Source organism: Legionella resiliens (genome assembly GCF_021344005.1).
Classification (GTDB): Bacteria; Pseudomonadota; Gammaproteobacteria; order Legionellales; family Legionellaceae; genus Legionella; species Legionella resiliens.
The window spans coordinates 416,149-429,834 of the sequence record NZ_JAJTND010000005.1 but is presented as its reverse complement, the minus strand read 5'-3'; the positions used below and the strand labels follow the sequence as shown (position 1 = coordinate 429,834).

Sequence of the window (13,686 nt, the reverse complement as noted above, 5' to 3'; positions counted from 1 at the left end):
GAACTTGGAGCTGCTAAAACTTTTCCAGGATAGCTCCTGGGTAGGCTGAATTTTTAAGCTCAATCTCAAAAGTGTCCGTAAGCATTTTTGCCAGTTCAAGATTCGGTGTTAAGGTAATCGCGCCTTTCCTTAATTGCTCTTCAATAAAGCAGATTAATAGATCTATTGTTATCCGCATCTTGCCAGGTTGATTCATTAGTAGACTTTCTAACTGAACGGTTAATTCTTCGAGTGTCTGCTTAAAACAAGCTTTTGCTGCCGATATTTGAGTGGCAACAGCTGTATGGTTTTGAGCCCCATTAAAAAATTTATAGGGTCCAATCAAACTGCGATGTTGAATAGACGACTCCTGCAATTTGATACAGGCTCTATTATGCGTAGGATCTATTTTAAGTACTTGTTGATACAGATCAAAAGCTAACACAATAGCATTTTGTTTTTGAATCCCAGCCGCTTTATATTTACCGAAGAAATCGGCTATAAGAGAAAGTAAATTTGCCAAAAATTTTGGATTGGATGTGTCAGAGATTATTTTGTCCAGGGCTGATTGAAAGGCTTTGCTATAAGGGTGAAACTCTTCTGATGATGATGTCTGAGACGAGGTATTAAAAAAACTTTGTGAAGTTTGAGCACTTCCCTGACTACTGGACTGGATCGACAAAGGTTGTGGTGTTATTACCTGATCTGATGTCTCAAATGGACTTGTTGAAGGAAGTGTGGGAATAAAAAGTGGAGTGGTTTCAGAGCTGGGATTTTGAACTTCCATCGAACTATCGAGATGGTCAGTGCTGAAATTAAATTTTTCTGATGCAACGGAAACTTCTTTTGAATAATCTGCGTTTTCATCTAAATTTGAAAAAGGAGGCGTTTCTTCTGTGAGCACCATGTCTGTTAGTTGATTTTCTTCTTTTTCCTCTTCTTCTTCCTGGGGTATTAGATTAACTAAACTTTGCAGATCATCGAGAATGGGATTTTCCTTTTCTTCTTCAGAAAGTAAGTCATAGAGCGCTTTACATTCATGAACAAGTTCGCTGATATCCTCAAGATTAAAAATCGCTAATCGTGCTACGTAGCTTAGCAGCTCCAATTTACGCAAGGGAGATTGAATAGGCATTTCCAAGAGCTTGTATTTACCTATGAACTCAGACATGACGTGAAGGCTGGTCTCACTTTCCGTCTCTTTATACTGTTGCTCAAGTAAATTTAAATAGCCTAGACTGCTTGAGAGCTTGGGACTATCTTTTGTTTTTACCTGAAAGGTAATGGCTCGATTCATCCATTCAATCGCTTGTGAACGTACTTCTTGCGAATTAAGATTTATTTCGTCCTTATCTTCTAATTGATCCATTAATTCATCACTTATTTCTTCACAAACGACGGCGAGCAATTTATGAGTTTTCTTAATCACTTGCTCTTTATTGCTAAAAAAATGCGTAAGTCCGGTAAGATGCTCTTTATAAGTAAGTTCCATTTCTTGCAGTAAACCGGGAATATCTTGCCAATATTTTGCAATGGCATCAAAGTGCAAGTCTTGAGCTTCACGACGGATTAGCTGAAGTCTGGTTGTTACAATTTCGGAAAGTACATAAACCAAGGCATCGTAAAAATCATTGTGTCGAACACTATTGGAAGCAGCATGCAAATTCAGAGTTTTTAACGCTTCTGAGTAATGCATAAGTGCTTCTTCATATCTTTGTTCATTATAAGCCTTATCGCCTTGTTGTTGTCTGAAGGTATTAAAGTAAAATCCCATAATCATTGCTCGAAAAACAAAAAGATTATTGTAACTTCGCAATTTTTTTAATCAAGAAGTAAATATCTACTGCATTATCCAAATTATGGAGAAGAAAGTTTTATTTGAGCACTTAATAAAGGATTTTTATTAGTACTTGCAATAGGTTAACTAGGTTTAGAAAATCACTTATTTACGGTATAAGAAGGGAATTTTTTTACTGATATTATTGTGCCATCCATGATTTGATTGAAAATACGCTTTGCCAGTCGTTTTAATGGCACATGATTCGTATTTGTAAGTATGATGATACTCACATGATCATCAATATGACGTTCTATCCAACTGCTATAGCCTCTTATAGCACCGTTTTTGAAGGCAAGACGTTTACCATTGATAGAAGAAACTTGCCATCCTAAAGACCATGCCCAGTTTTTGTTGCCTGCAAGCGCTCCATTGTTTAAAAAGACGGGTGTCCACATTTGACGATAGACTGCTGGTGCTAATATTTTCCCGGAAGACATGGCGTTATCCCATTTAGCCATATCACTGATATTCGATACGATTCCTCCCGAACCCCACATTTGACTCCATGGGTTTTGATTTGGGTTAAGAGCTACTTTACCTTTTTTCGATTGATAGCCTGTTGCCAAATTTGGAGGAAAGAGCGATTTAGGGAAACCTGTATGATTCATCCCCAACGGCTCAAAAATGGTATTTGATAAATAATCACCTAATGTTTGATGGCTCACATTTTCAATAACACGTCCTAACACGCTATAGGCGAAATTATTATAGGTAATTGCAGATCCTGGTGGAAATTGCATGGGTTTTTTTGCTAAGTCGTCCCATACTTTAATCCAAGGGAGATGTGGCCCATGATGTTGAGGAATACCACTTGAATGTGAAAGTAATTGTTGAATGGTAACATTCTGCCACTGTTCCGGTGCTTTGGGCACGTAGTCCAATACAGAACTATTTAAATTTACTTTTCCTTCCTGGACTAACGTCATGAGTGCAAAAGCAGTGATGACTTTAGATACGGAGCCAATACCAAATAGGGTTTGTGAATTTACAGGGTCTTTTGTTTCAATATTGGCATAACCATATCCCTTTATGAGAATCGGTTGGCCATCTTTGAGTACTGCTAATGCTAATCCAGGAACATTGTTTTTCTGCATAAAGACAGAGACTGTATTATCAATTTTTTGTTTTATTATTTCTGGAGTTGCATTGACCCATTTCAAAGGAAGAAAAATCGTCAGACAAAGAAGAAATCTCAAACTTTTTTTATTCATTGAACATACACCTTACTCTTTTTGCGTTAGCAACGTGTCAATAATCATTTCTTTATATAATAGAGTAGGCGACGAGAGTAAAAGTACCAAATATTTTGGTACTTTTTTACTAAGATAGTGCTAGATATAGGAAAATCCAGGTTCATTACTATGATCAGCTAAGTAGGGTCTCAGAACGATGTCGCTAATCATTTCGATATCTTTCCGCATAATATCGGTAGCACTAAAATTAATTGTGTACTTGGCTAAGATGCTTGAATCCTCTTCATCAAGTAACGATTTTTCATGAGATTCAATTTCTGTTGCTAATGTTCTAACCGCACTATCCTTACTGTTTGCCTGTTTTAGATAGCTTTTCACAATGGGCTGATTATGGCGGATCTGAGATTGATAATATCCTAAAATTACTTGCAAATCCTCTTTTAACTTGCACACATCACCAAATAAAGATTGGTAGGGCTTTCCATCCGCTACTGCGTTCTGCAGTTTCTGAAAGAGTGTTTCCATATTTTCAATAAATTTCTGATTGTTAGGTATTTTTGAATCTTGACGACCATGAGAAGTAAGCCTACTTTTTTTAATATCAACCAATTGCTTAAAGTGAAATAAAATATTTTGAATATCTTCCAAATCATCAGTTTTGGTTAATATACGAAACGCTTCTTGGCTGGTTTTTGGAATGGATGCGCTATTAAAAAATTTTGATTGCATGGTTTATCTCGCTTATTTGTGTTCTGATATTAATCAATGTGCGCATAAGTTTACAGATGCACATGCTATGTTGTCAAGTTTTAATCCATAATGTTTATTAATTTTCTCTTCTGGCGATCAATAAACTAATTAGAAGATGATGCAAATTAAATCTTCTGTATCGTCTGTTCATAGCATTTATAACTTAAGGTACTTAAGAAATATGAAGGATCGGCATTTCATTATCTTTTGTTACTACTTCCGCGACAAGCCGAGAGACGTTGTAAGTGCACTATTTAAGTTACTTGGCTCAAATTAAGGTCTATTCCGGGCTGCAAACTACCGGGATCCCCATTTTTTTATGTATCTGCGTAAGATCAACGCAACGTGAGCAAGTAAGCCTGTCCTCCCCGCATAGGGGGGGGGGGATCCTTTTTATATTGGCAATGCTTCATGGATGGATTCCTGCCTTCGCAGGAATCACCATATCCACTTTCTGCTTAGCTTACAGTCGGGATCTAAGGTTCAAATCTCCAATCTAAAAAGGATTAGATAATTGACATCCCAGACCGAAGCATCCCATGCTTCTGGGAGGGGGATTAGTACAGGTCACTGGTCCGAAAGTAATTGAAGAAGGGGATGCTGTAACTTCTACGGCAGTAGTTGTACAGGTTTGAGTACTTGTAGTCGAAGCCACAGTAATTCGGGCACCTTGATAAATTAAAAATTGTGGCCATGGTGTTATCGTACTTATATTAGGAGCGACTCCAGAATTAGCAGGTATCGTCACATCAATTGTTGGATGTTGCCCCGATGGATAAGTAATGTGCACCCTAAATGATGGTTGGGTCGGGGGAGTCGTACCAAATAGGGTTAATAGTGTACCATTGGTAAATCCTTGACATCCCTTTGCAGATACCGTCGTATTGTTAGGAACAATACCCGCGCTTTTTTGAACACAATTTGAGTTAAAAAGACCATAATTTTGTTCTGCTGTAGGACCACCTTTTGCGGGCTCATCGTAAGCCTCGAAGGCGAGAACTCCTATATTATATCCTGATTTTTTTACAAAGTTACTTGTATTCAATTGATAAAGAGTTTGGAAATAAGCAGTAGCATTTGCCACAGATGGTGCACAGGGGCCAGGGGAATTACATGCATATCCAGTAGTAGTTCCTGCTGTTGCCCAACCTGTTTCTGCTGTCAAGAGAACACGTCCTGGTGTATAAAAAGGTTGTTGGTTTGCCATGGGTAAAGCAGGTGGCGTTGTTGAACCTACAACCTTTATGTAATCCCATGCGAGTGAATTGGTCTGTTGAACTGTTGTGTTTAACGGAGGCATCCATACAGCTGCTTTTGCTGGAGCTACGCCAAATTGAAAGGGATACGGATCAAAGGCCAGGGGGGCTGTCGAAGAATAAGAATTAATTAATGTTTGCATATCGGTAGAAATTGCCGGGCTTGGGGTGACAAAACTGCCACTAAGGACTGCAGAGCTTACAGGAGTTGTTAAACCCTGTGCAGTGAGGGTGGCTTTTAAAGCAGATACTGCACTTGTTAGATAAGTAACATTTGAGGTACCTGTGCATGGAGGAATCATATTGCCTGCGTTGCAGTAATTTTCATGACCCGCAAAAACTAGTATGACGGTGTTATTAAACACTGCAGGGGTAACTGCCTGAATCACAGCAGTTAATGTAGCTTGAGCGCATGGAATATAATCTTGGGCACCTAATGGACATCCAGGATACATAGCGTCATTGGGTAGTTGAGGAATCACTGCCTCATAAATAACTTTCATCCCCAAAGCGTTAGCTTGCTTAATAATATCTATCCAACTATAGGGTTCGGTTTGATAGGAGCGAACTGTTGTAAAACCAGCGTCCTGCAATTGTTGAAGTTCTGCATAAACATTAGTGGCAGCGGAATTGTTAGGTGTGCCCGTATAGAAAACATCATGAAAATTGAATGGGTAGTTATTGGTATAATGATTGGGATTATAATCAACACCAATCAGCTGATTGAATGAAACGGATTGTATTGTGGTCGATGTAATGAGTTTATTGGAACTTAGGTTGCCAATCAATTCAGCGGCGAGGGTAACCGTTCCATGAGTGGGTGAATTGAATATACCGACAATACTGCATTGAGCGCCGCTTGCTAATGTTCCCGTTGTTCCAGAGGGGATGCAGCTGTTGTATGTGATGACTAAATTGGGATGGAGCGGATTATTGTTTTGTGTAATATTTTGTATAAAGCTGGCCGTTGAGGCATCGTAATTTGTGAACGTAAAAACTACTGTATAGTTTGTATTTGCAAATGTTTGACGGGGCAAAGGTTGGGCTGAAGGAAAATTGGTTGTACCTAAAATACCCGCCGGGGCTGTTGTTGCAATTGTGGTTAATGCAGGTTGCACGTGAACTACGTTATTATCATATCCGCTGTAAGCCACTAAAATCGTTTTTCGGCCAATGCTGTTGGGAGTTAAGGTAATACTATAAGTACAGCTTTCCTTAGGCTGCAATTGTTTCCCTGTACATTGATCGTTGTATTTAAATTCTACTCCAGTAGCTGTACATTCTTGATTAGGAGACGGGCACAATATCGGAATTACCTGAAATGGTTTTTTAAAAGTAAAAGGGAGATTATTGGTAAAAGTATATGTAGAAGTGACACTCCCTCCTAAGGTGGAGCTCTTTGTTGGGAAAGGTTTATCCAAAAAATGAAGAACAGGATTGCCCGCAAAGGTCTGGCTCATCATTAAAAATAAAGTGCATGCTAATTGGAATTGATTCATTTTCACTCTAATGTTCCCTTTTAGTAATAATAAATTCAACAATAAGAAATGCTATTTAAAATGGGGATGTGGTGTCATTGATACATAAGCAATTTACGTCATCATACTCATTTCTAGGTAATACAGCGCAGCTTTTCTAATTCATTTTATTTTAAAGCAAGAGACACAATACTAATTAATGCCATTCAAATTTGCTACATAAATCATGAGTAAGATAAATAAAAGCCAGTGGGGATTTATATAACTTCTAATTCAGAATTTCTGTTTTCTTTCCGTGATAAGAACACTCAATTTCAAATTGTTTCGTATAAAAAACACAGTGTCTTAAAAACAGGCATCATGGTAGTATTCGCGCGTTTTATTGCGAAGAAGGGTATATTTTATGAGTCAAGAAAAAAAAGAGAAAAAGACGCTTTGGGATGCTTATGCATTTAGTGTCAGTTATACAGGGCTCACTACTTTAATAGGGCATCCGGCAGAACGACTTAAGGTAGCAATTCAAACAAATCTTTACCAAAGTTCTTATTCTGTCACAAAACATTTCTTAGGCGCGAATTTCAGCCATTTATCTACAGGACTCATGTCATGTATTATTCGGCAACAAAGTAAAATAATATACAGGCCTTTGTTGATTACCTACATGCCAAAAGAAATTGATAAATACCAGTTTCCTCTGGGGTTCGGCAGTTTCCTCAAAGCAACAACTGCCGCAACTTTTGATACTTTGGTACTTAGCCCGCTTGAAAATATTAAAACAGTTCAAATGAGAGCAATAGCAAGTCAGGATAAGCCCATAAAACCTGTTCAAGCCATACAAACTATTTATCAACAAAGAGGGGTTCCAGGCTTTTTTGTTGGTAGTACAGCGACTCTGGGAAAAGCATTCCCTAGTTGGCTCTATTTATTCATGACATATCATGCAATTAAAACCAAACGGGAAAAACAAACTTTTTTATCAACGATTCTGTGGGCAACTGCTGCTTCAGTCCCAGTTGTTTTTGCAACTACCCCACTTGATGTAATAAAAAGCCGACAACAGGCTTGTACTGATGAATTGAAGCCAACAATAAGAGAAATTGCATCAGGTATATATACGAATCATGGAATTAGCAGCTTTTTTAAAGGATTTAACTGTCGGTTATTACATAAATCATTGTCTACGGCGGGTGCTTATATGATTCTAGACATCGCCAATAAGATGTAACACATCATCAAATAAGCGTTTGCACTTTGCAAAAAGTCTTCATTTTTCCATAAGAAAATAGCAGGGAACCCGAATGAACTACGTCATAATTCGGGTTTTCTATTCCGAACATAAGCTGTTGAAAAAAAAGAAAAACCTTCTAAATATTTTTGGTAAGCGCTCAAAAGTTCATTTATTGATATTTACACCATTTTATGTTTAGATGCTACGGTTAGTGCAGTTCCTAGAGTGTCAAAAGCTGAGGCTCATAACTCTGAAATCGGCTGCAAATTTTAAATATTGAGATGAGAAGTTAAAAACTTATGCTGGAGTGCTGTATGCCAATTTTTAAAAACCTTCCTAAGTCTTAATTTTTTTAATTTCACATTAGTTCGTAGGGATGCGCCGCCATGAAATTTTCTCATTTAATGCCTCAATTAGGCTTTGGTTTATATACTTTTTGTTTTATCACTGCAGCGCAGGCTGGTAGCCCTTTATGGACTTTTATGCCCGATGCAAATTTTCCACCTAAGGTCTCTGTGAGTTCAACAGGAACTGCTACAGTGAAATACATCGTAACCAATCAATCGAAAAAAACACAGACTCTGGTTATGAACCCTATTATCGGCATCAATCAAGTGGTATCAGGGGAAGGAAATTGCAACAATCCATTTTTATTAGGGTATAAACAATCCTGTACTTTAACCTTGGAAGTGATTGGCCGCGAATTATTGGGCGATGTATCAGGAGGTCCTATGGTTTGCAACCAAGGCAATCCCTTGCAGTGTTATCAACCAAGCGCCATAAACAGCCTGAGTATCATTAAAGGAGAAACAACACGATTTTATGTTAACGGCAGTAGACCGACAAACGGTAATGGAATGAGTTGGGCAAATGCGTTTAATAATTTAGATTCTGCACTAGAAGCTGCCGACGCTGACCCGGATTTTGTTGAAATCTGGGTAGCAAATGGGGTCTATAAACCTTCTCGAGTATATGCTCCACAAGGAATTATTGGCGGGGCTTATGGGGTGAATACCCCTAAGTTAAGAACGTTTAACTTACCAAGTAATACAGCCATATATGGGGGATTCTCTGGGACGGAAACTCGTCGTGAACAAAGAAATGGACAACTTCATCCCACTATCTTATGTGGGGACATGACTTCAACCTGTCTGACTCCCTATGTAGTTAATAGTAACGATGATCGGGTTTGGCATGTGCTTACAGCCGGAAGTGATGTCCCTCCAGGCACAGGTGTTAAAAATATCACGCTCGATAGCCTGATCGTAAGAGGGGGGTATGCAGTAGGCCCAGACAGTGGCGTTTTAGGTGTTGACAATGTTCTCGAGAGTTTGGAGTATGAACATGCTGCGGGCGGTGGTCTTTTAGCACGCTATGGTTCTACGATTGAGCTCAGCCATATGCTCTTTGAGCAAAATATAAGTGATGGTTTCAATGCTACAGTGACCGAAATTCTTGATGGGGAGCTCCTTGCATTAGCTTCAGGTGGAGGAGCTGTAGCAGCAATAGATACAAATACTGTAATTACTATAAAAAACTCCAAATTTATGAATAACTTTGCCACATTTCCAGGAGGAAGCGGAGGGGCTTTGGAGAATCTAATTGGCGCTGCCTATATTATTGCTTCAAGTCAATTTGAACAAAATGTTGCCTTTCGTAATGGTGGAGCAATTCGTAGTAAAGATGCAGGGGGTACCACGATTTTTTCAAGCGATTTTAAGAGCAATGTTCTGAATGGTCCTGTTCCAGATGCAAGCGGCGGCGCTCTTGGGATGATTAATACCAATTTATCTGTATCCAATTCAACGTTTACGCAAAATCAAACTATCCGTACAGGGTTTGGCGGCGGGGCAATTTTTTTCCATACCCCCTTTAATAATGGCATGCCTCATTTTTTAAACGTTGAAAACTCAAAGTTTATCAAGAATGTTGGTGCAGCATTTGGGGGAGGTGCTATTAATGTTTTTGGAATACTTCCTAACCCAGGTTCACAAGCCACGATCATTAACTCTGAATTTACCAACAATAGTGGGGGTGTTGGTGGAGCAATGTATGTGGACTCAATACCTACAACAATCACAAAATCTACTTTCGTGGATAATAAAGCACAATTGGAAGGTGGGGGCATTTTTGTAAATAACTATGGGAATGCAGTATTTGCTTCCCTTCAACGGTCGCAGGCACAAATCTCCAATAACACTTTTGTCCACAACACGATTGAGGGAGTTCCTGTTGGTATTCATTCACCTCTATTTTTCTTTAACTCTGTAGCCAATTTTTTTAGTGGAGGAAGTTCCTCAGTAACTACTATGGCACCAGGAGGAGGGGCAATTGCTGTTGGACTTTTTGGAGAGGCCAAGATTTTCGGTAATATTTTTAAAAAGAATATGGCACTAAAAAATCCATTAGGAGAAGATAACAGAGGAGGCGCGATATTAGTGGGAGGTACAGCAGGTACTCCAATTAATATGAGTCTGGCTCATGTATGTTTGTCTTCGAATCAATTTTTAAGTAACAAAGCGAATATAGATAATAATGTTGCACTATATAATCCAGGAAACATTCCCGGTGGTGTAACAATTAATACCTGTATTATTCCCTAAAGAATAATTATATTAATTGGCTTGATGCAGGAGTTTGAATGAGGAAACAGCCCTATTTATTGGTAATATTGGCAAGCGTTTTAAGCAATAGCAGTGTAATAGCGGGCGTCATGGGTGAAGCGGTCCCGCACTTCAATTATGTCGCAGCATTAAGTATTGGTCCGGTATGGCAAAGTGAGGGTGATGCCCAGACGTTCTTTTTAGCCCCTGGGATTGAAAAAACTTATACTGAGAATAACTCAACAAATACACTTGCGGATTTTGAGGTGTTTTTGGGTTTGCAACGATCATTAACCGCTACATTCTTGGGGCAGTTAGGTGTGGCGGTTGCAGCGACCACTAATGCCAATTTTTCAGGAGACATTTGGGATGATGCCAGCCCAGAATTTGACAACTATACCTACAATTACAAAATCCAACACACTCATATAGCATTAAAGGGGAAATTATTGGCAAATTGGGGATTTATAGTAATGCCTTGGGTGAGTAGCAGTGTTGGTGTAGGTTTTAACGATGCGCATTCTTTTAGCAATACACCAAAGATTTTTGAGGCCTTACCGAATCCTGATTTTACGTCACATACCCAAACAACATTGACCTACACTGTGAGTGCAGGAATACAAAAAGTATTGAATCAAAATTGGCAAGTGGGTTTGGGATATGAGTTTGCAGATTGGGGTAAAAGTAAATTGGGTCGTGCATCAGGTCAAACAATGGGAAATGGTTTGGAACAAAACCATCTTTATACAAATGGTGTTTTATTCAATCTTACTTATCTTGTATAAGAATGGAGCCTTTTAAAAACATCGCTTGGGCAGCGCGTTAGAGTCTGGGATTTCTGGATTTTAATAAAATTTCTCAATCTCGCCCAAGCTATAATACTCAACGAGTGGACCAATTTATGAATGAAATCACACATAATGAAAAAGATGCGTTAAAAGTGGTTGAACAATTTAATCATTTGAATGCATCACGAGCGCCCATATCCGATTTTTTACCAATCGTTGATCCAGAAAAGTTAATTATTACTCTGCGCGGTAGCGATATAGTTTTTAAAGGCATTGCTGGCTTTGCTGATCATCAAATAGGTAAACTCATTTATTTCGATCAAAAGTTTGAATGTGAGCTTATTAAAAGTGAAACCCAAAGCGATCATATCACGCTGAGTACTAAAGGGGTTTGGTTTGCAAAAATTTGGCAATCTCCTGCTGCCTACAGCCAACAACTGATCGCGGATTTAAGTCATACTTGGATTTTAAAAAAAAGCAAACAGTCCACTTATATTATTGTTACCCATATTTGTGAACATTTTAAATATAGAGATGGATTTTCCCCTCGTGATGTGGTCGAAGATTTCCATCTTAATCTAAAATAATTCGAGCTATTTATGCAGCGACTTAATAACTCGCCTCGGTTGAAGGGTGATCAAAATGAACACCAATTCCAAGCCGACGAATGGGCTTTAATGGATTACGATTAATTTTTTGAAATAATTCTTGATAGGATTCTAAATTAATTTGAGTGCTTTTAATTTCAGCGGATACTAATTTGAAATCATTCATTTTGATATTAATAAACTGATTTTTTATTAATAAATCCGCCGCGCTTTCCTGTATGCATATGATTGGGTATCTATGAAATTATTATGCTGTATCAATGCAGCGTAAAATCACTTGTTCTTTCACTGTCTAAAAATTGTAATTCGATTTGTTTCTGAAATGCCTTATATAATTTGCTTTGATTTTCTCCCAAGAATGTCTGGAAGAATCCTTTTTTAGGCTTAATCTTATCCTCTAGCATGGATAATAATAATTTAATATCTTCTTTTTCCAGTGACGATTCTTGGGTTATATAAGCACTTAGATTACTTAGCCATTTTTGATAGCTCTTTTTACTGTCTAAATGAGTCGTTATGCGGAAAAAATGGGTTAGTACTGTCTGGGTTTTATTAAGAGTTTCTTTTTTAAATGCAGGTGCAAAATGTACTTTAGAAAGGCCTGATTCAACTTCAGATTGTATTACCTCAAGGGACAGACGCTTAAATGCCTGCTCTAAATCAGCTTCGGATTTGATCGTTACTTCAAATTGCGGTGATAAAACTCGGCATTTTTCAGGATACCTTATAAAACAACGTATGAGTTCATCTAAATGATAAGGGATTCTGGTGACATTGATTGTCGAACAATCTCCGACGGTACGACTTTTTAAATCATGCATCACTACATCAAGTGGGATTTCCATGTTCTCAAAATAAGTGATCCCATCATTCATGGCTTGTTCAAAAAGAACCGCCTTTAAAGTCTTTGCTGTTTTATGATGGCCTATTTTAACCAAATAAGCTAATGCATCATTAACCGTTTTTATAGCTTTTTCCTGAAAGTCTTGTTCTTCTATTTCTTGAATTAATGTTACTAATGTCTTCCTGCGCTTTAAACTTTGAGATATCGCCTGATTCGTAATCCTTCGAGCTATATCGAATGAAGATGGGTAGGGAACACCATTGAATCCCTCCAAAAGCGTTTCAAATGATTTTCGATCAATATCGATATCTCGATGATCTTTTGTTTGCGAAATCAAATCAGATGCTAATTCTCCCCAGATCCCATCGGTCATTGAAACGATAATATCGCCCTCAGCAAGTTCGAGTGTTTGTCTGACAAGTACATTATCTCTATTGGAAGTTGAAGTAAGTGTTTGCAGGGATGAGGGAGTCCATGTACCAAATCCTCGATAAATATGCCGGGCACAAAGAGTGTTTTTTATCTTATAGTGTTTATCTAATACAATAATTAATCCATCGCCGATATTTGCAAACTCTCCAGAATATCGCTCTCCTTGTTGGTATTTATAGATAAAAGCTGCTATAGATGCATGTGCATCATACGTTCCTTTTCCATCACTATTTTTTCTTGATGCAGTTGCTTGGCTAATTAAGTCGAGTGTTGCATCTATATTTTCATCACAATCCAAAAATGCTTCACAACTCGCTTGGGATATTTCGTGTATCATTTCATCTTCTTGTTGATCACCAGCTCCTCCGCCTAAGCCGTCGGTGACTGCAACGCGAGCACCATTAATTGTGCCCACTTTATCTGTAGTGGCTAATGCTCCAGAACTATCAAGTATCATATCCTGTTCCATATCTTGATCTTGATGAGCGAGGCTTGAACCAATAACAATGGCGCAGTTATGACTTTGATTCACAGAATAAAATCGTGTTGATAAAAAATTCTCCAATTCATTGGCGGAGTCTTTTGCAATGGCTCGTGAAAAAATAACTTTTTTATTTGTGATGATTTTATTTCTCATTGTATTACTCTAAAAAATCAGAACGGGGCGGCTTTTTATGCCCATGAAAA

General features: G+C 38.2%; 10 protein-coding genes. 4 read left to right on the top strand and 6 right to left on the bottom strand.

The window, feature by feature from the left end; genetic code table 11:
* Positions 1-13 precede the first annotated feature (13 nt).
* The 4 genes from LXO92_RS14410 to LXO92_RS14395 form a co-directional block, all read right to left on the bottom strand.
* Positions 14-1,753 (bottom strand): hypothetical protein, encoded by a 1,740-nt coding sequence (locus tag LXO92_RS14410; protein WP_232891216.1) that lies wholly within the window; start codon positions 1,751-1,753, stop codon positions 14-16.
* Positions 1,754-1,917: 164 nt separating this feature from the next.
* Entirely contained in the window at positions 1,918-3,030 is a 1,113-nt protein-coding gene (locus LXO92_RS14405; protein WP_182350226.1) for a serine hydrolase domain-containing protein, read from the bottom strand.
* A gap of 120 nt (positions 3,031-3,150) precedes the next feature.
* A complete protein-coding gene (locus tag LXO92_RS14400) occupies positions 3,151-3,741 on the bottom strand; it encodes a hypothetical protein (protein WP_182350225.1) in 591 nt (196 codons plus the stop codon).
* A gap of 517 nt (positions 3,742-4,258) precedes the next feature.
* The gene (locus tag LXO92_RS14395; protein ID WP_182352854.1) at positions 4,259-6,517 is read right to left on the bottom strand and encodes a glycosyl hydrolase family 17 protein; all 2,259 of its coding nucleotides are present in this window, start codon (positions 6,515-6,517) and stop codon (positions 4,259-4,261) included.
* A gap of 382 nt (positions 6,518-6,899) precedes the next feature.
* Between LXO92_RS14395 and LXO92_RS14390 the strand changes: the two genes are divergently transcribed.
* The 4 genes from LXO92_RS14390 (at position 6,900) to LXO92_RS14375 (ending at position 11,702) form a co-directional block, all read left to right on the top strand.
* A complete protein-coding gene (locus tag LXO92_RS14390; protein ID WP_232891215.1) occupies positions 6,900-7,721 on the top strand; it encodes an MC/SLC25 family protein in 822 nt (273 codons plus the stop codon).
* 389 nt (positions 7,722-8,110) lie between these two features.
* The gene (locus LXO92_RS14385) at positions 8,111-10,327 is read left to right on the top strand and encodes a hypothetical protein (protein ID WP_232891214.1); all 2,217 of its coding nucleotides are present in this window, start codon (positions 8,111-8,113) and stop codon (positions 10,325-10,327) included.
* A gap of 38 nt (positions 10,328-10,365) precedes the next feature.
* The gene (locus LXO92_RS14380) at positions 10,366-11,112 is read left to right on the top strand and encodes an outer membrane protein (RefSeq protein WP_232891213.1); all 747 of its coding nucleotides are present in this window, start codon (positions 10,366-10,368) and stop codon (positions 11,110-11,112) included.
* Positions 11,113-11,228: 116 nt separating this feature from the next.
* Positions 11,229-11,702 carry a hypothetical protein gene (locus tag LXO92_RS14375; RefSeq protein WP_182350221.1) on the top strand — a complete coding sequence of 158 codons (474 nt, stop codon included), beginning with the start codon at positions 11,229-11,231 and terminating at the stop codon, positions 11,700-11,702.
* A gap of 22 nt (positions 11,703-11,724) precedes the next feature.
* Here the strand turns inward: LXO92_RS14375 and LXO92_RS14370 are convergent, their stop codons facing one another.
* Entirely contained in the window at positions 11,725-11,889 is a 165-nt protein-coding gene (locus tag LXO92_RS14370) for a hypothetical protein (protein ID WP_232891212.1), read from the bottom strand.
* A 91-nt stretch (positions 11,890-11,980) separates the two neighbouring features.
* The gene (locus LXO92_RS14365) at positions 11,981-13,636 is read right to left on the bottom strand and encodes a phosphocholine hydrolase Lem3 (RefSeq protein WP_232891211.1); all 1,656 of its coding nucleotides are present in this window, start codon (positions 13,634-13,636) and stop codon (positions 11,981-11,983) included.
* Positions 13,637-13,686: the final 50 nt, after the last annotated feature.